Genomic DNA, 23,809 nt, shown 5'->3' with positions numbered 1-23,809 from the left:
CCGCCGAAGGGGACCCGTCGGACTCGCTGAGCGTCCGATCCGACAGCATCAATCGAGGAGAACTGTGTCCGGCACGAAGAAGCTGGTGATCGTCGAGTCGCCGGCGAAGGCCAAGACCATCGCCCAGTACCTGGGCGAGGGCTACGAGGTGCTCGCCTCCGTCGGGCACATCCGCGACCTCATCGAGCCGAAGAACCTGCCGCCCGAGCTCAAGAAGGGCGGGCTGGGCAAGTTCTCCGTCGACGTCGACAACGGCTTCGAGCCCTACTACGTCGTCTCCGATCAGAAGAAGAAGACGGTCGCCGACCTCAAGCGCGCGCTGAAGAACGCCGACGAGCTCTTCCTCGCGACGGATGAGGACCGCGAGGGCGAGGCCATCGCGTGGCACCTCCTCGAGGAGCTCAAGCCCAAGGTCCCCGTCAAGCGAATGGTCTTCCACGAGATCACCAAGGACGCGATCCAGACGGCCCGCGACAACACCCGCGACATCGACACCTCCCTCGTCGACGCGCAGGAGACCCGCCGCATCCTCGACCGCCTCTACGGCTACGAGATCTCCCCGGTCCTCTGGCGCAAGGTCGGGCCCGGCCTCTCCGCCGGCCGCGTGCAGTCCGCCGCCACGCGCCTCGTCGTGGACCGCGAGCGCGAGCGCCTCGCCTTCGTCTCCGCCTCCTACTGGGACCTCGCCACGGTCCTCGCCCCCGAGGCCGACGCCTCGGCGGCGTTCGACGCCCGCCTGGCGCGCCTGGACGGCAAGCGGATCGGCAGCGGCCGCGACTTCGACGACCGCGGTCAGCTGAAGGGGGACGTCACCGTCCTCGACGAGGCCTCCGCCGGCGCCCTCGCCGAGGCGCTGCGCGACCCGAAGACGCTCGTCCGCGTCTCGAACCTCGAGTCCAAGCCCTACTCGCGGCGCCCCGCCGCCCCGTTCACCACCTCGACGCTCCAGCAGGAGGCGGCGCGCAAGCTCCGCTTCTCGGCGCGCCAGACGATGAGCGTGGCGCAGTCGCTCTACGAGAACGGCTTCATCACCTACATGAGGACCGACTCGCCGAACCTCTCGCAGCAGGCGCTGAACGCCGCCCGCTCGCAGGCGGCCTCGCTCTACGGCGCCGAGACGGTCCCGGACAAGCCGCGCCTCTACTCCGGCAAGAACAAGAGCGCGCAGGAGGCGCACGAGGCGATCCGCCCCGCGGGCGAGACCTTCCGCACCCCGGACCAGCTCGCCGGCACCCTCCGCGGGAACGACCACCGCCTCTACGACCTGATCTGGAAGCGCACCGTCGCCTCGCAGATGGCCGACGCCAAGGGGTCGACCGCGACGGTCACCCTGCTCGCCAACCCGGCCGGCGACACCGAGCGCACGGCCGAGTTCACCGCCTCGGGAACGGTCATCACCTTCCGCGGCTTCCTGCTCGCCTACGAGGAGGGCCGCGACGAGGAGCGCCACGGCGCCCGCGACGAGAAGGACGCCAAGCTGCCCGTCCTCGAGGTCGGCCAGAGCCTCGTCGTCGCCGAGGTCGAGGCCAAGGGCCACGAGACCTCGCCGCCCCCGCGCTACACGGAGGCGAGCCTCGTCAAGTCCCTCGAAGAGCTGGGGATCGGGCGCCCCTCGACCTATGCCTCTATCATCACGACGATCGTCGACCGCGGCTACGTCACGCCGCGCGGCACGGCGCTCGTGCCGAACTGGATCGCCTTCTCGGTGGTGCGCCTGCTCGAGGAGTTCTTCTCCGACCTCGTCGAGTACGACTTCACCGCCGCGATGGAGGGCGACCTCGACCGCATCGCCGGCGGCGAGGAGGACCGGGTCGACTGGCTGAACCGCTTCTACTTCGGCGGCGGCGACCAGCCGGGCCTGCGCCACGTCGTCGACAACCTCGGCGAGATCGACGCGAAGAGCATCAACTCGGTCCGGATCACCGACGACATCACCCTGCGCATCGGCAAGTACGGGCCCTACCTCGAGGTCGCCCAGGAGGAGGGGCAGGAGACGCCGCGCCGGGTCAACCTGCCGCTCGAGCTGGCCCCGGACGAGCTCACGCCCGCGAAGGCGCAGGAGCTCGTCGACGCCCCCGTGCAGACCGACCGCGTGCTGGGCAGCAACCCGGACTCGGGCAAGACCGTCGTGGTCAAGGACGGCCGCTTCGGCCCGTACGTGACCGAGGTCGACCCGGAGCCCGAGACCACCGCCGACCCCGCCACCGGTGAGGTCGTCGAGCCCGTCTCCGCTCCTGCTGCGAAGCGCGGCGCGAAGAAGGCGGCCGCGGTCAAGCCGCGCACCTCCTCCCTCTTCAAGTCGATGGACGTCGCGACCGTCGACCTCGCCACCGCGCTGCGCCTGCTCGACCTGCCGCGCACCGTCGGCGAGGACCCGGAGTCGGGTGAGCCGATCACCGCGCAGAACGGCCGCTACGGCCCGTACCTGAAGAAGGGGACGGACAGCCGCTCGCTCACCAGCGAGGACCAGATCTTCGAGGTCGACCTGCCGACCGCGCTCGAGGTGTTCGCCCAGCCCAAGTACGGCGCCAAGCGCGCCACGAGCGCCCTCGCGGAGTTCGAGGCCGACCCGGTCAGCGGCAAGCCGATCCGGATCCGCGACGGCCGCTTCGGCGCCTACGTGACCGACGGCGAGACCAACGTCACGATCCCCAAGGGCCAGCCGATCGAGGAGATCGACTTCGAGCAGGCGGTGCAGATGCTCGCCGACAAGCGGGCGAAGAGTCCGGCGCCCAAGAAGGCCCCGGCCAAGCGCGCCCCGGCCAAGAAGCCCGCCGCGAAGACGACGGCGGCCAAGGCGACGGCGACGAAGACCACCGCCGCGAAGACCACCGCCGCGAAGACCACCGCCGCGAAGACCACGGCGGCGAAGGCGACCACGGCCAAGACGACGGCGGCCAAGACCACGGCGGCGAAGACGACGGCCGCCAAGACGACGGCGGCGAAGACCACCGCCGCGAAGAAGCCGGCCACCACCCGCGCCCGCAGCACTGCGGCGGAGGCGACGGGCTCGACGGAGTCGTGACCGGGCTGTTCGTCACCCTCGAGGGCGGGGACGGCGCGGGCAAGACCACGCAGGCCCGGCTGCTCGAGGAGTGGCTGGGCTCGCGCGGTGAGACCGTGCGGCGCACCCGCGAGCCCGGCGGCACCGAGGTGGGCGTGCAGATCCGCGAGATCGTGCTGCACCACCGCGGCGAGATCGATCCGCGGGCCGAGGCGCTCCTCTACGCCGCGGACCGCGCGCAGCACATCGGCACCTTCGTCCGGCCCGCGCTCGAGCGGGGCGAGGTCGTCGTCCAGGACCGCTACATCGACTCCTCCGTCGCCTACCAGGGCGCCGGCCGGGTGCTGGACGCCGCGGAGGTCCGCTCCCTCTCGGAGTGGGCGACCCGCGACCTCCGCCCCGACCTCACCGTCCTGCTCGACCTCGACCCCGCCGTCGCCCGCACCCGGCTGGACGCCGCGCGCACCCGCTACGACCGGCTCGAGGCGGAGAAGGCAGAGTTCCACGGCCGCGTCCGGCAGGCCTTCCTCGACCTCGCCGCGGGCGACCCGGAGCGCTTCCTCGTCCTGGACGCGAGCCGTCCCGTCGAGGAGCTCGCCGCCGCGGTCCGCGCCCGCATCGAGCCCCTGCTCGTCCCCGGTCCCCGCGACGCCCGGCCCGCTGTCGGACCTCGCGGTTAGCCTGGACCCGTGACCGTCTGGAGCCAGCTCGTCGGCCAGGAGCACGCCATCGGCGCCCTGCGCGACGCCTCGACCCCCCGCGACGAGAGGGGGCACGAGTCGACCTCGATGACCCACTCCTGGCTGATCACCGGGCCGCCCGGCTCCGGCCGCTCCAACCTCGCCTACGCGTTCGCCTCCGCGCTGCTCTGCCGCCGCGGCGGCTGCGGCGAGTGCCCGGACTGCGCGCAGGTCGCCGCCCGCTCGCACCCCGACCTCGCGGTCCTCGCCACCGAGCGCGTCATCATCTCGATCGAGGAGGTGCGCCGTCTCGTCTCGTCCTCGCAGTACTCGCCGTCTGTCTCGCGCTACCGGGTGATGGTCATCGAGGACGCCGACCGGATGAGCGAGCGCACCTCGAACGTGCTGCTGAAGGCGCTCGAGGAGCCACCCGAGCGCACCGTCTGGATCCTCTGCGCGCCCAGCGAGGCCGACCTGCTGCCGACGATCCGCTCGCGGGTGCGCTCGGTGCGCCTGCGCGTCCCCAGCGTCGAGGACGTCGCCGGCCTGCTCGAGCGCCGCGACGGCGTCGACGCGGAGACGGCGGAGCGCGCCGCCCGCCAGGCCCAGAGCCACATCGGCATGGCGCACCGGCTCGCGACCGATGCGAACGCCCGCGAGCGGCGCGAGGAGACCCTCCGGATCGCGCTGAGCCTGCGCGGGGTGTCCGACGCGGTGCTCGGCGCCGCGCGGATGATCGAGGTCGCCACCGAGGACGCGAAGGCCTACACGCTCGAGCGCGACGAGGTCGAGCGCCAGCAGGCGCTCCGGTCGCTCGGCGTCGAGCCCGGCGGCACGATCCCCGCCCAGCTCCGCTCGCAGCTGCGCACCCTCGAGGAGGACCAGAAGCGCCGGGCGACGCGCAGCCTCCGCGACGGCCTCGACCGCATCCTCGTCGACCTGCTCTCGCTCTACCGCGATGTCGTGCGCCTCCAGCTCGGCGCCCCCGGCGGCGTGATCAACGAGGAGGTGCGGAGCGAGATGACGGCACTCGCCTCGGCCACCGCCCCCGAGCGCACGCTCGCGGTGCTCGACGCCGTGGCGGAGGCCCGGCAGCGCATCGACGCGAACGTCTCGCCCGTCCTCGCCCTCGAGGCGATGCTCGTGGTCGCCGCACGGCGCCCGGTGGCCGCGTGAGGCGCCCGGGCCGCTGGTCGGCGCTCGCCGCGGTCGGCGCAGCGGTCGCACTGCTCTCCGGCTGCTTCGCTCCCGGACCCTCGCCCGAGCGCACCTCCACCCCCGCCCCGCAGGCCGTCGACGCCGCTCTCGAGCAGTACTACGGCCAGGTCCTGGTCTGGGACGACTGCGGCGAGGGCATGCAGTGCACCGACGCGACGGTCCCGCTCGACTGGGACGACCCGGCCGGCGAAACCGCCTCGATCGCCCTGGTCCGCCACCCGGCGACGGGCGGGGACGCGATCGGCTCCCTCCTGGTCAACCCGGGCGGGCCCGGCGGCTCCGGGGTCGACCTCATCCGCGACAGCCTGGACTTCGCCGTGGACGACGAGCTCGCCGCCCGCTTCGACGTGGTCGGCTTCGACCCGCGCGGCGTCGGCGCCTCGACCGCGGTGTCCTGCCTCGACGCCGCCGGACTCGACTCCTACCTCTACGACATCGTCCCGGGCGAGCGCGGCAGCGACGAGTGGATCGCCGCGCAGCGCACCGCGTCCGCCGCCTTCGCCGCCGCCTGCGAGGAGCGCAGCGGAGCGCTGCTGCCCGAGGTCGGCACCACCAGCGCGGCCCGCGATCTCGACGTGCTGCGCGCGGCGCTCGGCGACGAGTCGCTGCACTACCTCGGCTACTCCTACGGCACCTTCCTCGGCGCCACCTACGCCGGCCTCTTCCCCGATCGCGTCGGCCGGCTCGTGCTCGACGGCGCGATCGACCCGGCCGCGACCTCGCTCGACGTCGTCCGCGAGCAGGCGATCGGCTTCGAGAGCGCCCTGCGCGCGTATCTCACCGCCTGCCTCGGCGGCGAGGGCTGCCCCTTCACCGGCACGGTCGACGAGGCGATGGCGCAGGTCGCCGCGATGCTGGAGCGGGTCGACGCCTCGCCGATCCGCGCCCAGGACGGCCGGCAGCTCGGATCGAGCACGCTGCTCACCGCGATCGTCTACCCGCTCTACTCCGCCTCCTCCTGGGGCGGGCTGAGCGAGATGCTGACGGACGTGCGGCAGGGCGGCGCGGAGATCGCCTTCCAGTACGCGGACGCCTACAACGGCCGGACAGCCGACGGCGACTACTCCGACAACGCGACCGAGGCCTTCCTCGCGATCAACTGCGTCGACTACGCCTATGACGCCGAGACGGAGTCGATGCGGGCGGACGCCGCGGAGCTCGAAGCGGCGGCGCCGACGCTCGGCCGCTACCTCGCCTACGGCGACATCCTCTGCGGCGAATGGCCGGCCGCCTTCGAGGGCTCGCGCGCGCCGATCACGGCGGAGGGCTCGGGCCCGATCCTCGTGGTGGGCACCACCAACGACCCGGCGACCCCCTACGTCTGGGCGCAGGCGCTGGCGGAGGAGCTGTCCGACGGGCACCTCGTGACCTTCGACGGCGAGGGCCACACGGCCTACAACAAGTCGAACTCGTGCGTGAACGACGCGGTCGACGCGTACCTGCTCGAGGGCGTCGTCCCCGAGGAGGACCCGCAGTGCTGACCGAGCAGGAGCGCCGCGGCGCGCCGGAGCAGCCGGGACTCCGGGAGCGCAAGCGCCTCGCGACCCGGCGCGCGATCGAGACCGCCGTGCTGCGGCTCGCGAGCGAGCGCGGGCCGGACCGCGTCACGATCGAGGACGTCTCGCGGACGGCCGACGTCTCCACGCGCACCTTCTTCAACTACTTCGCCTCGAAGGAGGACGCGCTGGTCGGCGGCCTCCCGGTGATCTCCGACGAGACGGCCGCCGCGTTCCTGGCGGGCGACGCGCCGCTCCTCGTCGATCTGCAGGCGGTCTTCGTCGCGGCGGCGGAGGTCCCGGGGGAGGAGGACCGCGAGCTGCACCTGCTGCGGCGCAGCCTCTTCCGCGAGCACCCGCAGCTGGTCGGCCTCAAGATCGCCGGCATGCGGGAGTTCGAGCTCGCGATCGAGGATCTGGTCGCCGAGCGCCTCACCCGCGGCGGGACGGACGCCGAGGCGGTGCGCAGCCGGGCCCGGATGCTCACCCTGCTCGGCCTCGCCGCCATGCGGCACGCCTGGGCCGGCTGGGTCGACCACGACGGTCGCGACGCGCTCCCGGGACTCATCGTGCACTCGTTCGAGGAGCTGCGCGGCGCGCTCGCCGAGTAGCCGGCGGGCTGCGCGCACCGATTCACGCCCCGGCCCGCGAGCAGGCTATGCTGTGTAATCGTGTCCGGGGCCAGCGCCTCGCGAGCACGCCGCCTTAGCTCAGTCGGTAGAGCGTCTCACTCGTAATGAGAAGGTCGTCGGTTCGATTCCGACAGGCGGCTCCGCATTCCTTCCCGTGGTGCAGCCGCACGTGCAGCCGACGCCTCGGATCCCTCGAACGGATCCCTCGCCCCCAGGCCCCGTCGATCCCGTCCGGCTACCCTGGTTCGGATGACCGACACCCCGCCCCGCCGCCGACCGCGCGCCCTCGTGGCCGCCGCAGCCGTCGTCGCCGTGCTGCTGGGCGTCGGAGCCTTCGGCGCAGGGACGGCGATCGGCCGCACGGCGACTCCCGCCGCGGCGCCCACCGCCTCTGCACCCGCCACCGCGACGACGACGGCCACGCCGACGCCGACGCCGACGCCGACCGCCCGCCCGGCCGGCACCGAGACAACCGAGGCGCTGCGCACCTGCTCCGTCGCCGAGCTCGCGGCGGATCCGCGCCTCGGCTCGATGCAGGCGCGGGTCGTCGATGCGGCGACCGGCGAGGTGCTCTTCGACCGCGGCGGCACGACCGCCTCGCGCACCGCCTCCGCCCTGAAGATCCTCACCGCCGCCAGCGCGCTCGCCGTCCTCGGCCCCGACACGCGCATCGCCACGACGGTGGTCGCGGGCGACGCTCCCGGCAGCGTCGTGCTGGTCGGCGGGGGCGACCTCACGCTCAGCCGCCTGCCGAGTGGTCAGGAGTCGGTCTACGCCGGCGCCGCGCACCTCGACGACCTCGCCGCGCAGGTCGAGGCCGCCTGGGACGCCGACCCGGCGACCGCGGGCACCGCGATCTCGTCCGTCATGCTCGACGCCTCGCTCTACTCCGGCGACACCTGGCAGCCGAGCTGGAACCGCAAGGAGCAGACCGACGGCTACATGCCCGAGATCACCGCCCTGCAGGTCGACGGCGACCGCGCGGATCCGACCGCCGCTACCTCTCGCCGCGGCGAGGACCCGATCGGCCGGGCGGGCGACGCCTTCGCGGACGAGCTGTCCGGCTCGCCGATGGTGAGCACCGGCACCGCCCCGGCCGGAGCGCGAGTGCTCGGCACCGTCGAGTCGGCCCCGGTGAGCACGCTCGTGCAGCAGATGCTGCTCGTCTCGGACAACGCGATCGCCGAGATGCTCGCGCGGCTGGTCGCGATCCGGACGGGCTCCGGCAACGACTTCGGCGCGGAGCAGGCGGGTGTCCTCCAGGGTCTCGCCGGCTACGGAGTGGACACGGCCGGCATCACGATCGTCGACGGCTCGGGACTCAGCGACGACAACGCGGTGGCTCCGGCCTACTTCACGAGCCTGCTGCGGAAGGTCCAGGCGCGGGAGGGGCCGCTCGGCGTCCTCCTCGACGGCCTCCCGGTCTCGGGGCGCACCGGCTCGCTCTCCTACGCCGACCGGTTCGCCGGCGACAACGCGGTGGCCGACGGTGCCGTCCGCGCGAAGACCGGCTGGATCGACACCGGCTACACGCTCGCCGGCGTCGTCGACGCCCAGGACGGCACGGCGCTCACCTTCGCGGTCTACGCGCTCGGCGACGTCTCCGACTCGGCGAAGTCCGCCATCGACACGCTCGTCACCGGCGTCTACCGCTGCGGCGGCGCGCTCTCCGATTCCTGACCGGCCCGCCCGCACCGCTCCCGCACCGCCCCGCTCCCGCTCCCGCTCCGAGAGGACCACCATGACCACGGCACTCCTGATCGTCGACGTTCAGAACGACTTCACCGAGGAGGGCGCCCTCGCCGTCGCCGGCGGCACGCGCGTCGCGGAGGGGATCACCGCCCACCTGGCCACGAGCGCCGGCCGCTACGCGACGGTGCTCGCCTCGCGCGACTGGCACGACGGCGACTCCGACAACGGCGGGCACTTCGCCGCCGAGCCCGACTTCGTCGATACCTGGCCGGTGCACTGCGTGGCGGGGACGGCCGGTGCGGAGTACCACCCGGCGCTCGCGGTCGACGCGGTCGACGTGCACATCCGCAAGGGCCAGGGGAAGCCGTCCTACTCGGCCTTCGAGGGGACCGCTGACGACGGCGCGCCGGTTCCGGCGCTGCTCGAGCGCCTGGGCGTGACCGAGCTCGACGTCGTCGGGCTCGCCACCGACTACTGCGTCCGGGCCTCGGCCCTCGATGCGCGCGCGGCCGGCCTGGAGGTGCGCGTGCTGTCCGACCTCGTCGCCGGGGTCTCGCCCGAGGCGAGCGCCGCGGCGCTGCGCGAGCTGGCCGAGGCGGGCGTGCGCGTCGAGATCTCCTCCACCGTGCTTCCCTCCTCCACAGGGGCTCCGTCGTCCACAGGGGTGACCGGCTCCTGAGGTGAGTCAGGGGGCGGTCGTAGACTGAGAAGCATCGTCGTGCGGGGTCCGCGCGACTCGATCCGCACAGGAAGAGTGTTCTCGTGAGTGATTCCGTCGTTCGAAGCGCCGCCGAGGCGGCCCTGCTCGCCCGCGTCCCGTCGCAGCTGCTCATCGGCGGCGCCTGGGTCGACGGCTCGGGCGGCGGCACGATCGACGTCGAGGATCCGGCCACCGGCGAGGTGATCCGCACCATCGCCGACGCGACTCCGGAGGACGGCCTGCGGGCGCTCGACGCCGCCGTCGAGGCCGGGCCGGCCTGGGCCGCGACGGCGCCGCGGAAGCGCGCGGAGATCCTCCGCCGCGCCTTCGACCTGCTGCAGGAGCGCAAGGACGACTTCGCGCTGCTGATGACGCTGGAGATGGGCAAGCCGTTCGCGGAGGCGCTCGGCGAGGTCGCCTACGGCGGCGAGTTCCTCCGCTGGTTCAGCGAGGAGGCGGTGCGCATCTCGGGTCGCTACGGCGTGAACCCGGAGGGCACGGGGCGGATGATCGTCTCGCAGCACCCGATCGGCCCGTGCTATCTGATCACCCCGTGGAACTTCCCGCTCGCGATGGCGACGCGCAAGATCGCCCCGGCCCTCGCCGCCGGCTGCACCGTCGTGGTGAAGCCCGCCGAGCTCACGCCGCTGACGACGCTCGCCTTCGCGGCCCTGCTCGCCGAGGCGGGGGTGCCGGACGGCGTCGTCAACGTGGTCACCACCTCCGCGGCCGGAGCGGTGTCGGAGCCGATCCTGTCGGACCCGCGGCTGCGCAAGCTCTCCTTCACCGGCTCGACGCCGGTCGGGCGGACGCTGCTGCAGCAGGCGGCCGAGGGCGTCCTGCGCACCTCGATGGAGCTCGGCGGCAACGCGCCGTTCGTGGTCTTCGAGGACGCCGATCTCGACCGCGCAGTCGAGGGCGCGATGCTCGCGAAGTTCCGCAACATCGGCCAGGCCTGCACGGCCGCCAACCGCTTCTTCGTGCACGAGTCGCTCGCCGAGGAGTTCGCAGCCCGCGTCACGGAGCGCGTCCGCGCGCTGACCGTCGGCCGCGGCACCGAGTCGGGCGTCACGATCGGTCCGCTGATCGACGACCGCGCCGTCGAGAAGGCCTCCTCGCTGGTCCGGGACGCCGTCGAGCGCGGCGCCGAGGTCCGGGTCGGCGGGCACGGCATCGACGGAGCGGGGCACTTCTACGAGCCGACGGTGCTCGCGGGGGTCGCGGCCGGCAGCGAGATCCTGCGCACCGAGATCTTCGGCCCGGTGCTCGCGATCGTTCCGTTCCGCGACGAGGACGAGGCGGTCGCCCTCGCGAACGACACCGAGTTCGGGCTCGTCTCGTACGTCTTCACCCGCGACCTCGCCCGCGGCCAGCGGATGATCGAGCGGCTCGCCACCGGGATGATGGGCCTGAACGTCGGCGTCGTCTCGAACGCCGCGGCGCCCTTCGGCGGCGTCAAGCAGTCGGGGCTCGGCCGCGAGGGCGGGCTCGAGGGCATTCACGAGTACCTCAGCACGAAGTACACGCTCACCCCCGACCCCTTCGCCTGATCCGTGGAGCTGATCGAGGTCCGCTCGCTCGAGGATCCCCGGCTGCGCGACTACGCGCACGCCACGGACGTCGCGCTGAAGAACGCCCGCGGCCCGCACGGGCTCTACCTCGCGGAGTCGGCGCTGGTCCTCGAGCGGGCGCTCGCCGCCGGTCACCGGCCGCGCTCGGTGCTCTCGCTCGGGGGCTCGGTCGAGGAGGCCGAGCGGCTGCTCGGCGACCGCGACGTGCCGGTGTTCACCGGGCCCGGTGAGCTGCTGGCCGAGCTGACCGGCTACACGCTGCACCGCGGCCTGATCGCTGCGCTGGACCGTCCCGTCCTGGCCGACCCGGCGGCGCTGCTCGCCGACGCGCGCCGCGTGGTCGTGCTCGAGAACGTGGTCGACCCGACCAACGTCGGCGCGATCTTCCGCTCGGTCGGCGCGATCGGCGCCGACGCCGTGCTGGTGACCCCGCGCTGCTCCGACCCCTTCTACCGCCGGGCGATCCGCGTCAGCATGGGCACGGTGCTCCAGGTGCCGTGGACGCGGGTGGGCGACTGGCCGAGCACGCGCGCGCTGCTGCACGGGGCCGGCTTCTCGATCGCCGCGATGGCGCTGACGCCGGAGGCGGTGCCGCTGCGTGACTTCGCGGTGGACGCCCCGGAGCGGGTCGCGCTCGTCCTCGGCACCGAGGGGGAGGGGCTCACCGCCGAGGCGCTGGCCGCCGCGGACGTCGCGGTGCAGATCCCGATGCGGCACGGGATCGACTCGCTGAACGTCGCGGCGGCGAGCGCGGTGGCGATGTGGGCGCTCGCGGCGCCCTGACCCCCCGTCAGGGCCGCGGCCCGTCGTTCCGCGCACCCCGGACGCCCCGGTCCGAGCGCCTGCGCTACGCTCGCCACGAACCCGGCCGGCACCGCTCCTCCGGCGCCCTGCCGTCCTCCGCCGTCATCCACTCCCGAGGTCGTCCATGCCCGAGCGCTCCCGGCTCCGCGCCGCCCGCCTGCCGTCGGCCGTCGCGGCCGTGCTGCTGCTGGCCCCGCTCGCGGGCTGCACGCTGGACCCGGCCGAGGTGCCCGACTCCGGTGCCACGCCCGCGCGGACCATCCGGGCGACCGAGCCGACGCCCGTCGCGACCGGAGCGGTGACCGAGGGCGACACGGTCTCGCAGCTGATCACCCGGTGCCTCGCGCGCTACGGCCTCAACGAGCGGCCCCCGGCGCCGGACGGCTCGCTCAGCGAGACGGAGTGGCTGGCCGCGCAGGAGGCGATCGCCGACTACGACCGCACCCTCACCGACTGCTCCGCCGAGGCGCTCTCCACCGACGCGCCCGCGCCGACGATCGCCCCCTGATGCGCGTCGAGGGCTGCGCGGCGCTGGTCTCCGGGGGAGCCTCGGGGCTCGGGGCCGCAACGGCGCGAGCCCTCGCCGAGGCCGGAGCGCGAGTCGTCGTGCTCGACCTGCCGGCGGCGCTCGACAGCGCCGACCTGCCGGAGTCGGTCCTGCGGATCTCGGGCGACGTCCTCGACGCCGATGCGGTCCAGCGGGCCGTGACGGCTGCCGAGGGACTGCGGATCGCGGTGACCTGCGCCGGCGTCGCCACGCCGGGTCGGCTCCTCGGCCGTGACGGGCCGCTGGCGCTCGACGCCTTCGAGCGCGTCCTGCGGATCAACACCGTCGGCACGCTGAACGTCCTGCGGCTCGCGGCGGCCGCGATCGCCGAGGGCGAGCCGGTCGACGGAGAGCGCGGGGTCCTGATCACCACGGCGTCGATCGCCGCCTTCGAGGGGCAGATCGGGCAGGCGGCCTACGCCGCCTCGAAAGGCGCCGTGGCCGCGCTGACCCTGCCGCTCGCGCGCGAGCTGGCGTCCGCGCTGATCCGCGTCGTCTCGATCGCGCCCGGCACCTTCGACACCCCCCTGCTCGCCGGGCTGCCGGAGGCGGCGCGCGCCGCCCTCGGCGAGGCGGTGCCGCACCCGGCCCGGCTCGGCCGGCCGTCGGAGTTCGCCGCGCTCGTGCGCCACGTGATCGAGAACCCGATGCTCAACGGCGAGGTGATCCGCCTCGACGGCGCGCTGCGGATGCCGCCGCGCTGACCGGGCCGGGGCCGCGCTCAGACCAGCAGCTGGTGCTTGGCCAGGTCGCGGTAGAGCGGCGTCGACTCGACGAGCTCGGAGTGCGTGCCGATCCCGACGACCTCGCCCTTCTGCAGCACCACGATCTGGTCGGAGTCGACGACCGTCGAGAGGCGGTGCGCGATCACGAGCAGCGTGCGGTTCTCGGCCACGGCGTCGATCGCGAGGCGCAGGCGCTGCTCGTTGAGGCCGTCCAGGCTCGAGGTGGACTCGTCGAGCAGCAGGATCGGCGGGGCCGCGAGGAGCGCGCGCCCGATGGCGAGGCGCTGGCGCTCTCCGCCCGAGAGCATGACGCCGCTCTCGCCGACGGGCGCGTTCAGTCCGAGCGGGTTGCGCTCGAGCACGTCGGTGAGGTTCACGGCCTCGAGCACCCGCAGGCAGTCCTCGTCGGAGGCGTCCGGTCGGCCGAGCACGAGGTTCTCGCGGAGGGTGCCGGCCAGCACCGGCGCGTCCTGCTCGACGTAGCCGATCTGGGCGCGGAGGGCGTCGCGGTCGATGGCGGTGATGTCGACGCCGCCGAGCCGGACGACGCCGGCCTCGGGGTCGTAGAAGCGCTCGATCAGCGCGAGGATCGTGCTCTTGCCGGCGCCGGACGGGCCGACCAGGGCGGTGCGCTTGCCGCGCGGGACGGTGAACGAGACGCCGCGCAGGACGGTGCGGTCGCGGGCGTCCTCGTCGGCGTCGAGGGCCTTCTCGTCGTAGGAGAAGACGACGTCGTCGAAGGCGATCGCGGAGTCCGCGACGCCCGGGCCGAGCCCGCCGCCGTCGCGCTCGCCGTCGCCCTCGATCGGCAGATCGATGATCTCCTGGATCCGGCCGAGCGCGCCGAGCGCCGAGTTGACCGAGGTGATCGCGCCGATGAAGTTGCCCAGCGGCATCACCATCATGAAGAGGAAGAGGATGAACGAGACCAGCTGCGCGATGTCGATCGCGCCCGAGGCGACGCGGTAGCCGCCGACGCCGAGGACGGCGAGGAAGGCGACCTGCATCGCGATGCCGGCCACCGGGACGACGAGCGCGGAGATGTGCGCGACGCGGATGCCGAGGCGGTAGGCCTCGGTCGCGTGGGTGTCGACGACGGCGATCTCGCGGTCGGTCGCGCCGGCGGCGCGGATGGTGCGGACGGCGCTGATCGCGCGCTCGACGGCGGCGGCGAGGTCGCCGACCTTCTCCTGCGCCTTCCGGCTGGCGACGCGGATGCCGCGACCGAGGGTCAGCGCGGCGCCGAGCGCGACGGCGACGACGACCACGATGATCAGCAGCAGCACCCAGTCGATGATCGCCATGGCGACGATCGCACCGACGAAGAGCAGCGAGCCGGCGATCGAGTCGACGAGGCCCTGGGTGAGCACGGCGCGCAGCAGCGTGGAGTCGGAGCCGACGCGGGAGACGAGGTCGCCGGTACGGCGGGCGTCGAACTCGCGGATCGGCAGGCGAAGCAGCCGCGCGACGAGCCGGCGGCGGCTGGAGAGCACGATGCCCTCGCCGGTGCGCTGGAGGAGGTAGTGCGCGAAGCCGGAGATGAGGCCGGAGGCGACGACGAGCACGAGGAGCGCCCAGACCAGCGGGCCGAGGTCGAGACCGTCCTGCACGCGGGTGATGACCTGGCCGACGACGAGCGGCTGGGCGAGGCTGGCGGCGGCGCCGAACAGGCTGAGCACGACCACGACCGAGAGGATGCCGCGGTGCTCGAGCAGATAGGGGACGAGCTGCGAGAAGGAGGCGCGGGGTCCGTCGTCCTTGCCGCGGCGGGGGCGCCGTCCGCCGCGCGTGCTCTCCGTGGTGCTGCTCATCGCTCGTTCGTCCTCGCTCACGCCTTGCCGTACTTCTTGTGGACCGCCGTCCATCTTGCCCCTTCGTGGCTGCGAACCGGCCCTCGATCGGGACGGGAAGCCGTGCTGATCGAGTGGCCCGCGGAGCGGGCGCATCGAGATCCACCGGCGTCTGAACGCGAGTCCGCAGACCGGCCCTGTCGGGGACGGTGGGTCTCGATACGCCCCTGCGGGGCTACTCGACCAGCATGAAGGGTCGACCAGCATCAAGGGTCGACCAGCATCAAGGGTCGACCGGCATGAAGGGTCGACCGGCATGAAGGGTCGACCGGCATGAAGGGCCGGCGCCGCGTCCTTTCGCACGGGCCCGGAGACAGGTCCGGCCCGCCGGGGGGACCGACGGGCCGGACGTGCAGGGCAGGAGCGTCCTACGACACGTTGTCGTGGTACGCCGTGTGCTGGGTCTCCTTCGAGAGCAGCAGCGCGATGAGCGTGAGCACCGCCGCGCCGCTGAGGTAGAGGCCCACCAGCAGCGTGCTGCCGCCGGCCGACTGCCAGAGCGCCACCGCGATGATCGGCGCGAGCGCCGCTCCGAGGATCGACGCCAGGTTGTACGACATCGCCGAGCCGGTGTAGCGGACGTTGGTCGGGAACAGCTCGGGCAGGACGGCGCCCATCGGGCCGAAGGTGAGACCCATCAGCGTGAAGCCGAGGATCAGCACCGCCATCACGCCGGCGAAGCCGCCGCTGAACAGCGGGACGAAGAGCAGGCCGAAGACGAGGATCGCCGAGGTGACGACGAGCAGCGTGCGGCGGCGGCCGAACTTCTCGGCCAGCGGGCCGGAGACGAGCGTGAAGATCCCGAAGAAGACGACGCCGACGATCAGCATGATCAGGAAGTCGTTGCGGCTGTAGCCGAGGCCCGGGGTCGCCGCATCGGAGGGCGTGGTGCCGTAGGTCAGCGTGAACGTGGTCATCAGGTAGAAGAGCACGTAGGTCGCCAGCATGATGAACGTGCCGAGGATGAGCGGGCGCCAGCTCGTCTTGAAGACGCGGGCGAGCGGCAGCTTGGCCACCTCGCCGTTGTCGACGACCTTCTGGAACGCGGGGGTCTCGACGAGCTTGAGGCGCACGTAGAGGCCGACGATCACCAGCACGGCGCTCGCGAGGAACGGCACCCGCCAGCCCCAGGCCGCGAAGGTCTCGTCGCTCATGGTGCTCGCCAGCACGAGGAAGAGCACGTTCGCGACGATGAAGCCGATCGGGGCGCCGAGCTGGGGGAACGTGCCGTAGATGGCGCGCTTGTTGGCGGGAGCGTTCTCGGTCGCGAGGAGCGCGGCGCCGGACCACTCGCCGCCGAGGCCGAGGCCCTGGCAGAAGCGCATCACGACGAGCAGGAACGGGGCGAGGAACTCCCAGCCGGGCGTGAGGGCGGTCGGCAGGCAGCCGATCAGGAAGGTCGCGATGCCCATCGTGAGCAGCGAGGCGACGAGGGTCCCCTTGCGGCCGACGCGGTCGCCGAAGTGGCCGAAGATGATCGACCCGATCGGGCGGGCGATGAAGGCGACGCCGAAGACCGCGAAGGAGGCGAGGAGGGCGACCGCCGGGTCCTCGTTGACGAAGAAGAGCGAGGGGAAGACCAGGACGGCGGCCGTCGCGTAGGCGTAGAAGTCGTAGAACTCGATCGAGGTGCCGATGAGGCTCGCCAGGATGACCCGGCCCCGCGAGTTCTGCGGGGCGGCGGCGGGAGCGTCGGCTGCGGTACGGGAAGAAGACATGGAAGAGGGCTGCTCCGGTGGAGGGGTCTCCCGGTGCCGGCGGGGGCGGCGTCGATCGGGCGCTGCGGGCCGCGGGGGCCGAGGGGGAGGGAGGATAGGGCCGCTCGTGACGACCCGTCCACTTTACTCCGGGTCTTCTCAGCAAGAGCGCCTCTCCGCGAAGTGCGCCGACGCCCCCGACAAGGGGGGCGTCGGCGCTCGGGGTCGCGGCTAGCCGCGCAGCTCGCGGAGGACGAGCGCGGTCGCGATCGCCGCCTCCGCCGCCTCGCGGCCCTTGTCCTCCTTCGAGCCGGGCAGGCCGGCGCGGTCGATGCCCTGCTGCTCAGTGTCGAGGGTGAGCACGCCGAAGCCGACCGGCTTGCCGGTCTGGATCGAGACGTTCGTCAGGCCCGAGGTCGCCGCGTCCGAGACGTACTCGAAGTGCGGGGTGCCGCCGCGGATGATGACGCCGAGGGCGACCACCGCGTCGGCGCCGGCCTCGAGGGCGGCCTTCGCGGCGACCGGCAGCTCGAACGAGCCGGGGACGCGCACGAGCGACCAGGAGGCGCCGGACTCGTCGAGCGCGGCCTTCGCGCCGGCGATCAGCCCGTCGCTGATCTGCTGGTGCCAGGTCCCCGCGACGACGACGACGCGGAGGCCGCTCCCGTCGACGGTGGAGGTGGTGGGGGCGCCGCTACCGGCCATGGCTTACTCCTTCGGTGTCGCGCCGGAGGGTCCGGCGTCGAGGGGGTCGAGTCCGACGAGGGGGTCGAGATCGCTGAAGTGGCCCATCCGGTCGCGCTTGGTCGCGAGGTAGCCCTGGTTGAAGGCGCCGACCCCGGCCACCAGCGGCACGCGCTCGGACACGGTGATGCCGCGGTCGGTGAGCTGGCGCACCTTCTCCGGGTTGTTGGTGAGCAGGCGGACGTCGGTGACGCCGAGGTCCTCGAGGATGCCGACGGCGGCGCCGTAGTCGCGGGCGTCGGCGGGCAGGCCGAGGGCGAGGTTGGCGTCGAGGGTGTCGAGCCCGTCCTCCTGGAGGCGGTAGGCGCGGAGCTTGTTGATCAGGCCGATGCCGCGGCCCTCGTGCCCGCGGAGGTAGATCACGACGCCGCCGTCGCGCTGGATCGTGTCGAGCGCGGCGTCGAGCTGCGGTCCGCACTCGCACTTCAGCGAGCCGAAGGCCTCGCCGGTGAGGCACTCGGAGTGCACCCGCACGAGCGTGCCGTGACCGTCGCCGATGTAGCCCGCCACGACGGCGACGTGGTCGGCGCCGGTCTGGCGGTCGCGGTAGGCGCGCAGCTGGAACGGCCCGTGCGTGGTCGGCACGGTCGTCTCGACCTCGAAGATCACCCGCGGGGTGTCCCGGGCGGGCTCCACGCTCGAGGCGTCCAGCTCGGCGTGGTGCTCCTCGAGGTAGGCGATCAGGGCGGCCACCGTGGTGACCGGCACGCCCTCGCGCTCGCCGAGCGCGATCAGGCCGGGGAGGCGCATCATCTCGCCGTCCTCCGCCACGATCTCCGAGATGGCGCCGACGGGCTCGAGCCCGGCGAGCTTCATCAGGTCGACCGCCGCCTCCGTGTGGCCGTCGCGCTCGCGCACGCCGCCCTCCACGGCGCGCAGCGGCAGGATGTGGCCGGGCCGGTGCAGTCGCGCCGGGGTCGCCTCCGGGTCGGCCAGCACGCGGAGCGTGTGCGCGCGGTCGGACGCGCTGATGCCGGTGGAGAGGCGGTCCGCGGCGTCGACCGAGATCGTGTACGCGGTGCCGCGCGGGTCCTCGTTGTCGACGACCATCAGCGGAAGCTCCAGGCGGTCGGCGATCTCGTTCGTCATCGGCGCGCAGATGAAGCCGGAGGAGTGGCGCACCATCCAGGCGATCGTCTCCTGGCTCGCGAGCTGGGCCGAGACGATGACGTCGCCCTCGTTCTCGCGGCCCTCGTCGTCGGCGACGATGATCGGGCGGCCGGCGCGGAGGGCAGCGACGGCCTCGGGGATCGTGGCGAGGCTCATGCCCGGCCTCCTTCGTCGGCGGCGGACCGCAGGGCGAGCATCCGCTCGACGTGGCGGGCGAGGATGTCGGTCTCGATGTTGACGCGGTCGCCGACGACGCGGGCGCCGAGGGTGGTGGCGGCCAGGGTCTCGGGGATGAGCGAGACCTCGAACCACTGCTCCGGCTCGGTGGCGGGACTGATCGCCGAGACGGTCAGCGAGACGCCGTCGACCGCGATCGAGCCCTTGTCGGTGACGAGCGGGGCGGCCTCGGCGGGGAGGGAGAAGCGCAGCACGCGCCAGGCGTCGCCGGGGGTGACCGCGAGCAGCGTCGCGGTTCCGTCGATGTGGCCCTGGACGATGTGGCCGCCGAGGCGGTCGCCGACCAGCGCCGCGCGCTCGAGGTTGACGGGGTCGCCGACCGCGACGCCGTCGAGCGTGGACATCCGCAGGGTCTGCGCCATCACGTCGGCGGTGAAGCCGTCCGCCGACTGGTCGACGACGGTGAGGCAGACGCCCGAGACCGCGATGGAGTCGCCGTGCCGGGCGCCCTCGACGGCCAGCGGGCCGCGCACGGTCAGGCGGATCGCGTCGCTCCCTGCCGAGACGGCCGTGACGACGCCGACCTCCTCGATGATTCCGGTGAACATCAGGACTCCTTCTGCGGGGCGAGCTGCCGGCGGGCGGGGGAGCCCGGCCGGGCGGTGACGAGGAGGTCGCCGCCGAGGACCTCCACGGAGCGGAGATCGAGGCGGTGCGCGCCGGCGATGCTCTCGACGCCCAGGTCGTCGAGCGCGAGCCGCGGGCCGCCGAGCAGCGCGGGGGCGAGGTAGACGAGGAACTCGTCGACGAGCCCGTCGGCGACGAGTGCGGAGGCCAGCGTCGGGCCGCCCTCGACGTAGACGTGGCGGATCTCGGCGTCGTAGAGGCGGTCGAGGACCGCGGCGAGGTCGTGGGTGCGCTCGAGGACCGGGGGGCGCGGGTGCTCGAGGACGCGGGCGCCGGCGGGGACGGCGCGGGTGCCGACGACGACGGGCAGCGGCTGCTCGGCGAGGAGCTCGCCGGCGTCGCCGCGGGCGGTGAGGCTCGGGTCGTCGGCGAGGACCGTGCCGGTGCCGACGAGGATCGCGTCCGCGGTGGCGCGCTGCTCGTGCACGCGCTGGCGGGCCGCGGCGCCGGTGATCCAGCGGCTGCTGCCGTCGGCGGCGGCGGTGCGGCCGTCGAGCGTGGATGCCCACTTGAGGGTCACCCAGGGGCGGCGGCGGCGGGTCGCGGCGAGCCAGACGTGCAGGAACTCCTCCGCCTCCTCGGCGAGGACGCCCTCGATCACGTCGACGCCGGCCGCGCGCAGGGTGTCGCCGCCGCCGGCCGAGCGGTCGCCGGGGTCACCGACGGCGTAGACCACGCGGGCGACGCCGGCGTCGATCAGGGCACGGCTGCAGGGGCCGGTGCGGCCGGTGTGGTTGCAGGGCTCGAGGGAGACGACGGCGGTGGCGCCGGTCGCGGCGCCGGGGGCGAGGGCGGAGAGGGCGTCGACCTCGGCGTGCGCGGTGCCGGCGCCGTGGTGCCAGCCCTCGGCGAGGACGGTGCCGTCGGGCGCGAGGAGGACGCAGCCGACACGCGGATTCACGCCGCGGGCGGGGCCGCGCTCGGCGAGGGACAGCGCCCTGCGCATCGCGTGCTCGAAGTCGATCGTCATTCCCGGTTCCGTTCGTCGCCGAACTCCGGGGTGCGAGCGGCGGTGCGCGGGCACCGCCGTTCAGCGCCGCGCTCGCGCGCGACGCTCGTGCTGCCTCCCATCCGGACTTTCACCGTCGGTCCCGGAATCCCACCAGGTCAACCGCCTCCCACCGAAGTGGTCAGCGGCTCGCGGACTGTCACCGCCGGTTCGGACTCTCACCGACCCCGGAGCACGTTGTATCCCCGCCAGCCTACTCACCGCGGCTGGGAGCGGGGTCTCGCGGCGTCATGCTCGCCGGCGGCGGGGTCTCGATACGCGCTTCGCGCTACTCGACCAGCATGGGGCGCTCATGCTGATCGAGTAGCCCTCGGAGAGGGCGTATCGAGATCGACCGTCGGTCGGTGGGCGGGTCTCGATACGCGCTTCGCGCTACTCGACCAGCATGCTGCCGCCGCGACCAGCATGCTGCCGCCGCGCGGGTCAGGACTGGTCGGCGGCGGCGACGTGCTCGGCGTGGGCGCCGTGCTCGTCGTAGTGGTCGCCGTGCAGGGCGTGGCGGTGGGTGCCGTGCGCGTAGTCGACGTGGTCGTCGTGCTGGACGGTGGTGTGGCCGCAGCCGTCGCCGTGCTGGTGGTCGGTGAGGTCGTGCTCGGCGTGGAGGTCGGTGCTGCTCATGGTGCTGCCTTTCGAGGAACGCGGCCACCGGTCGGCGGCCAGGACCAGTGGACCAGATCCATAAACACATCGCAATACATTCTGGTAATCGAGAGTGATGATCATCCGCAGCAGCGGGCTACCCTCGAGGCGATGGACGAGGACAGGTACGGGCAGGACGTGCTCGCCGGGAACTGGCGGGCGAAGAACACGGTCGAGGTCGCGGTGGTCGAGGCCGAGCGCGATCTCGTGGTCGAGGAGGTCGCCTCCGGCTTCGTCGGCGCGGTCGTCGGCGTCGAGCTGCGGATGGTGAAGCTCGAGGACCGCTTCGGCAAGGTGCGCGTCTTCCCGATCGGACCCGGCTTCCTCATCGACGGCAAGCCGGTGTCGCTCAAGGCTCCCGGCCTCAAGCGCGACGCGAACCTCGGCCGCGCGCGCTCCGCCTCCGGCTCCTTCCACGTCGCGGACGCGAAGGCGCGCGTCGCGCTGCCGAGCCGCATCTACGTCGAGGGCCGGCACGACGCGGAGCTGGTGGAGAAGGTCTGGGGCCACGATCTGCGGATCGAGGGTGTGGTCGTCGAGTACATCGAGGGCGTGGACAACCTCGACGAGCTGGTCCGAGCCTTCGCTCCCGGCCCGGGACGGCGGATCGGCGTGCTCGTCGATCACCTCGTCCGCGGGTCGAAGGAGTCGCGGATCGCCGACGCGGTCGCCGCCGGCCCGCACGGCGCGCACGTCCTCGTCGTCGGCCATCCCTTCGTCGACGTCTGGCAGGCGGTCAAGCCGGCCCGCGTCGGCCTCGAGCGCTGGCCCGACGTCCCGCGCTCGATCGAGTGGAAGAAGGGCATCTGCCAGGCGCTCGGCTGGCCGCACGACGAGCAGGCCGACATCGCGCGCGCCTGGCAGCGCATCCTCGGGCAGGTCCGGACCTTCAAGGACCTGGAGCCCGCGCTGCTGGGCCGGGTCGAGCAGCTGATCGACTTCGTGACGGAGCCGGCATGACCCGCCGCGCCGGGCTCGGCCTGGCGGTGGACGTCCTCCTCGTCGCGGTCTTCGTGCTGATCGGGCGGCGGACGCACGACGGCGACTCGGTGCTCGAGGGCTTCCTCGTGACGCTCTGGCCCTTCCTCGCGGCGCTGCTGCTCGGCTGGGTGCTCGCGCGCGCCTGGCGGACGCCGGATCGCATCCTCGTCTCCGGAATCGTGGTCTGGGTCGTGACGGTGGCCGGCGGGATGCTGCTGCGGGTGCTCTCGGGGCAGGGCGTGCAGCTGAGCTTCGTGGTCGTCACGACGATCGTGCTCGGGGTGTTCCTGCTGGGCCGCCGCGCGCTCAGCCGGCGGATCGGGCGACGGCGCGCGTAGAGCGGGCGGCGGGCTTCAGCCGAGGATCCGCACGCCGAAGTGCTCGGCGAACAGCGGCAGCATCAGGCTGAGCTGCAGCTCCGTGAGCGCGACGCCGCGGAGCCCGTCGAGACCGCCGAGCACGTGCAGCTCGGCGCCGCGCAGGTCGAGGTCCTGGATCCTCGCGCCGGGCAGCTCGAGCGAGCGGACGTCGCAGTCGGTGAAGGCCACCCGCGAACCGGTGGCCCCGCCGAGGTCGAGCTCGTCGATCGTGCAGCGCTCGAAGAGGACGTCGCGCAGGGTCGCTCCGCGCAGGTTGACGTAGCCGAGCTTGCAGTCCGTGATGCGGACCTGCTCGAAGGTGCTCTCGTAGAGCTCGGCCGAGCCCAGCCGGGAGGACGCGAGCTCGATCGAGCGCCAGCGGCTGCGGGGCGCGGACAGCCCCGGCACGTCCAGCCGCTCGAGCCGCGATTCCACGAGGGAGGCGGCGCGCAGCTGCGCCCGCTCGAGGACCACGCCGTCGAGCACGCACTCGCTGAAGGAGGCGGCCGTCAGGTCTGCTCCAGTGAGGTCGACGCCGTCGAAGCGGAGCCCCTCGGCGTGCTCGCGGGCGCCGGTGTCGCCGGCGTAGCCCTCCGCGAGGCCGTCGAGGAGGAGCGGATCGAAACGGGGAGCGGGGAGGGCGGCGCGCACCCGGCGAGCCTACGGGGCGAGCACCCGCGCATCGCCCACCGGCGAGCCTCTGCGCGCGAGCGGGGCTGTGCGGTGAGAGCATGACCGCATGCCCCGACTCCTCGCCGTCTGCCGCGTCGACCGCCTGCTCCCGGACCCGGGCCTGGTCGGCGTGACCGCCATCGACAAGCGCCCCGTCGAGGGGCCGGTCGTCATCCGCGATCTCGGCGTCTACGCCGACGTGCAGGCCGACCGCGCGCACCACGGCGGCGAGGCGAAGGCCCTCTACGCCTACGCCCGCGAGGACGCCGAGTGGTGGGCGGAGCGGCTCGGCTACGAGATGCCCCCCGGACGGTTCGGCGAGAACCTGCGCGTCGAGGGGCTCGATCTCACCGGCGCCGTGATCGGCGAGCGCTGGCGGATCGGCGAGAAGGTCGAGGTCGAGGTGACGATGCCGCGGACGCCGTGCGCGACCTTCCAGCGCGTGCTCGGCGAGCCGCACTGGGTCAAGCGCTTCGCCGACGAGGGGCGCACCGGCGCCTACCTGCGGGTCCTGCACCGCGGGAGCATCCAGGCCGGCGACGCGATCGAGCTGCTCTCGCGCCCGGAGCGCGCCGTGCCGCTGCGCCGCTGGTTCGTCGAGCGCCGCGCCGACGACGCGCAGACCCTCCTCGACGCCGAGGCCGCCGGCGAGCTGCACCTCGCCGCCGACCTGCGCCCGTACGTCGAGCGCGCGCTCGCCTGACCCGCGGTCTCGATACGCCGCTGCGCGGCTACTCGACCAGCATGGAGGGGCCGCTGCGCGGCTGCTCGACCAGCATGGAAGGGCCGCTGCGCGGCTGCTCGCGCGGCAGGGA

Annotated in this window: 22 protein-coding genes, 1 tRNA gene and 1 riboswitch; of the genes, 15 read left to right on the top strand and 8 right to left on the bottom strand. The window is 73.4% G+C overall.

What is annotated here, in order from left to right:
* Nucleotides 1–64 precede the first annotated feature (64 nt).
* From topA to C1I64_RS11275, 12 genes are all read left to right on the top strand, one after another.
* Nucleotides 65–3,025, top strand: a complete 2,961-nt coding sequence (gene topA, locus C1I64_RS11330; protein ID WP_127887271.1) for a type I DNA topoisomerase — start codon at nucleotides 65–67, stop codon at nucleotides 3,023–3,025.
* The gene (gene tmk, locus C1I64_RS11325; protein WP_127887270.1) at nucleotides 3,022–3,684 is read left to right on the top strand and encodes a dTMP kinase; all 663 of its coding nucleotides are present in this window, start codon (nucleotides 3,022–3,024) and stop codon (nucleotides 3,682–3,684) included. Before topA ends, tmk begins: the two co-directional genes overlap by 4 nt.
* A 9-nt stretch (nucleotides 3,685–3,693) precedes the next feature.
* Nucleotides 3,694–4,860 (top strand): DNA polymerase III subunit delta', encoded by a 1,167-nt coding sequence (locus C1I64_RS11320; RefSeq protein ID WP_123705195.1) that lies wholly within the window; start codon nucleotides 3,694–3,696, stop codon nucleotides 4,858–4,860.
* On the top strand, nucleotides 4,857–6,383 hold the full coding sequence (locus tag C1I64_RS11315; protein ID WP_127887269.1) for an alpha/beta hydrolase: 1,527 nt from the start codon (nucleotides 4,857–4,859) through the stop codon (nucleotides 6,381–6,383). The genes C1I64_RS11320 and C1I64_RS11315 overlap by 4 nt, the downstream gene beginning before the upstream one ends.
* Entirely contained in the window at nucleotides 6,377–7,009 is a 633-nt protein-coding gene (locus C1I64_RS20095) for a TetR/AcrR family transcriptional regulator (RefSeq protein WP_164874522.1), read from the top strand. Before C1I64_RS11315 ends, C1I64_RS20095 begins: the two co-directional genes overlap by 7 nt.
* A gap of 88 nt (nucleotides 7,010–7,097) precedes the next feature.
* Nucleotides 7,098–7,170: transfer RNA gene (locus C1I64_RS11305), tRNA-Thr, on the top strand.
* 109 nt (nucleotides 7,171–7,279) lie between these two features.
* Complete coding sequence (gene dacB, locus C1I64_RS11300; RefSeq protein ID WP_127887268.1) at nucleotides 7,280–8,710, top strand: D-alanyl-D-alanine carboxypeptidase/D-alanyl-D-alanine endopeptidase; 1,431 nt, start codon at nucleotides 7,280–7,282, stop codon at nucleotides 8,708–8,710.
* Nucleotides 8,711–8,771: 61 nt separating this feature from the next.
* A complete protein-coding gene (locus tag C1I64_RS11295; protein WP_127887267.1) occupies nucleotides 8,772–9,401 on the top strand; it encodes an isochorismatase family protein in 630 nt (209 codons plus the stop codon).
* 83 nt (nucleotides 9,402–9,484) lie between these two features.
* Nucleotides 9,485–10,972 (top strand): NAD-dependent succinate-semialdehyde dehydrogenase, encoded by a 1,488-nt coding sequence (locus C1I64_RS11290; protein WP_127887266.1) that lies wholly within the window; start codon nucleotides 9,485–9,487, stop codon nucleotides 10,970–10,972.
* A 3-nt stretch (nucleotides 10,973–10,975) separates the two neighbouring features.
* Nucleotides 10,976–11,776 (top strand): TrmH family RNA methyltransferase, encoded by an 801-nt coding sequence (locus tag C1I64_RS11285; protein WP_127887265.1) that lies wholly within the window; start codon nucleotides 10,976–10,978, stop codon nucleotides 11,774–11,776.
* 145 nt (nucleotides 11,777–11,921) lie between these two features.
* Entirely contained in the window at nucleotides 11,922–12,305 is a 384-nt protein-coding gene (locus C1I64_RS11280; protein WP_127887264.1) for a hypothetical protein, read from the top strand.
* Nucleotides 12,305–13,048 (top strand): SDR family NAD(P)-dependent oxidoreductase, encoded by a 744-nt coding sequence (locus C1I64_RS11275; RefSeq protein WP_127887263.1) that lies wholly within the window; start codon nucleotides 12,305–12,307, stop codon nucleotides 13,046–13,048. The genes C1I64_RS11280 and C1I64_RS11275 overlap by 1 nt, the downstream gene beginning before the upstream one ends.
* A 17-nt stretch (nucleotides 13,049–13,065) precedes the next feature.
* Here the strand turns inward: C1I64_RS11275 and C1I64_RS11270 are convergent, their stop codons facing one another.
* The 7 genes from C1I64_RS11270 to C1I64_RS11240 form a co-directional block, all read right to left on the bottom strand.
* A complete protein-coding gene (locus C1I64_RS11270; RefSeq protein WP_123447672.1) occupies nucleotides 13,066–14,880 on the bottom strand; it encodes an ABC transporter ATP-binding protein in 1,815 nt (604 codons plus the stop codon).
* 407 nt (nucleotides 14,881–15,287) lie between these two features.
* Nucleotides 15,288–16,637 (bottom strand): MFS transporter, encoded by a 1,350-nt coding sequence (locus C1I64_RS11265; protein WP_123705187.1) that lies wholly within the window; start codon nucleotides 16,635–16,637, stop codon nucleotides 15,288–15,290.
* Nucleotides 16,638–16,847: 210 nt separating this feature from the next.
* Entirely contained in the window at nucleotides 16,848–17,321 is a 474-nt protein-coding gene (gene ribH, locus C1I64_RS11260) for a 6,7-dimethyl-8-ribityllumazine synthase (RefSeq protein WP_123705186.1), read from the bottom strand.
* A 3-nt stretch (nucleotides 17,322–17,324) separates the two neighbouring features.
* Nucleotides 17,325–18,626 (bottom strand): GTP cyclohydrolase II, encoded by a 1,302-nt coding sequence (gene ribA / locus C1I64_RS11255; RefSeq protein ID WP_127887262.1) that lies wholly within the window; start codon nucleotides 18,624–18,626, stop codon nucleotides 17,325–17,327.
* Nucleotides 18,623–19,255 carry a riboflavin synthase gene (locus C1I64_RS11250; RefSeq protein ID WP_127887261.1) on the bottom strand — a complete coding sequence of 211 codons (633 nt, stop codon included), beginning with the start codon at nucleotides 19,253–19,255 and terminating at the stop codon, nucleotides 18,623–18,625. The genes ribA and C1I64_RS11250 overlap by 4 nt, the downstream gene beginning before the upstream one ends.
* Nucleotides 19,255–20,304 carry a bifunctional diaminohydroxyphosphoribosylaminopyrimidine deaminase/5-amino-6-(5-phosphoribosylamino)uracil reductase RibD gene (ribD, locus tag C1I64_RS11245; protein ID WP_244209454.1) on the bottom strand — a complete coding sequence of 350 codons (1,050 nt, stop codon included), beginning with the start codon at nucleotides 20,302–20,304 and terminating at the stop codon, nucleotides 19,255–19,257. The genes C1I64_RS11250 and ribD overlap by 1 nt, the downstream gene beginning before the upstream one ends.
* An 84-nt stretch (nucleotides 20,305–20,388) precedes the next feature.
* Nucleotides 20,389–20,522, bottom strand: a riboswitch (FMN riboswitch).
* Nucleotides 20,523–20,766: 244 nt separating this feature from the next.
* Nucleotides 20,767–20,961, bottom strand: coding sequence for a zinc transporter permease (locus tag C1I64_RS11240; protein WP_127887260.1), 195 nt, complete (start codon nucleotides 20,959–20,961; stop codon nucleotides 20,767–20,769).
* A gap of 132 nt (nucleotides 20,962–21,093) precedes the next feature.
* Between C1I64_RS11240 and C1I64_RS11235 the strand changes: the two genes are divergently transcribed.
* Together C1I64_RS11235 and C1I64_RS11230 are read left to right on the top strand one after the other, a co-directional pair.
* Nucleotides 21,094–21,942, top strand: coding sequence for a DUF3097 domain-containing protein (locus C1I64_RS11235; RefSeq protein ID WP_123447666.1), 849 nt, complete (start codon nucleotides 21,094–21,096; stop codon nucleotides 21,940–21,942).
* Nucleotides 21,939–22,301, top strand: a complete 363-nt coding sequence (locus C1I64_RS11230) for a DUF3054 domain-containing protein (RefSeq protein ID WP_127887259.1) — start codon at nucleotides 21,939–21,941, stop codon at nucleotides 22,299–22,301. Before C1I64_RS11235 ends, C1I64_RS11230 begins: the two co-directional genes overlap by 4 nt.
* Before the next feature lie 15 nt (nucleotides 22,302–22,316).
* Here the strand turns inward: C1I64_RS11230 and C1I64_RS11225 are convergent, their stop codons facing one another.
* Nucleotides 22,317–22,973, bottom strand: coding sequence for a pentapeptide repeat-containing protein (locus C1I64_RS11225; protein ID WP_127887258.1), 657 nt, complete (start codon nucleotides 22,971–22,973; stop codon nucleotides 22,317–22,319).
* 88 nt (nucleotides 22,974–23,061) lie between these two features.
* On the opposite strand from C1I64_RS11225, the gene C1I64_RS11220 reads away from it, so the two are divergent.
* Nucleotides 23,062–23,697: an MOSC domain-containing protein gene (locus C1I64_RS11220; RefSeq protein WP_127887257.1), complete on the top strand. Its 636-nt coding sequence runs from the start codon at nucleotides 23,062–23,064 to the stop codon at nucleotides 23,695–23,697.
* Nucleotides 23,698–23,809: the final 112 nt, after the last annotated feature.

It is taken from the genome of Rathayibacter festucae DSM 15932 (assembly GCF_004011135.1).
GTDB lineage: Bacteria > Actinomycetota > Actinomycetes > Actinomycetales > Microbacteriaceae > Rathayibacter > Rathayibacter festucae.
Note: the sequence above shows the minus strand (reverse complement) of the source record. Positions and strands in the feature narration are given on the sequence as shown.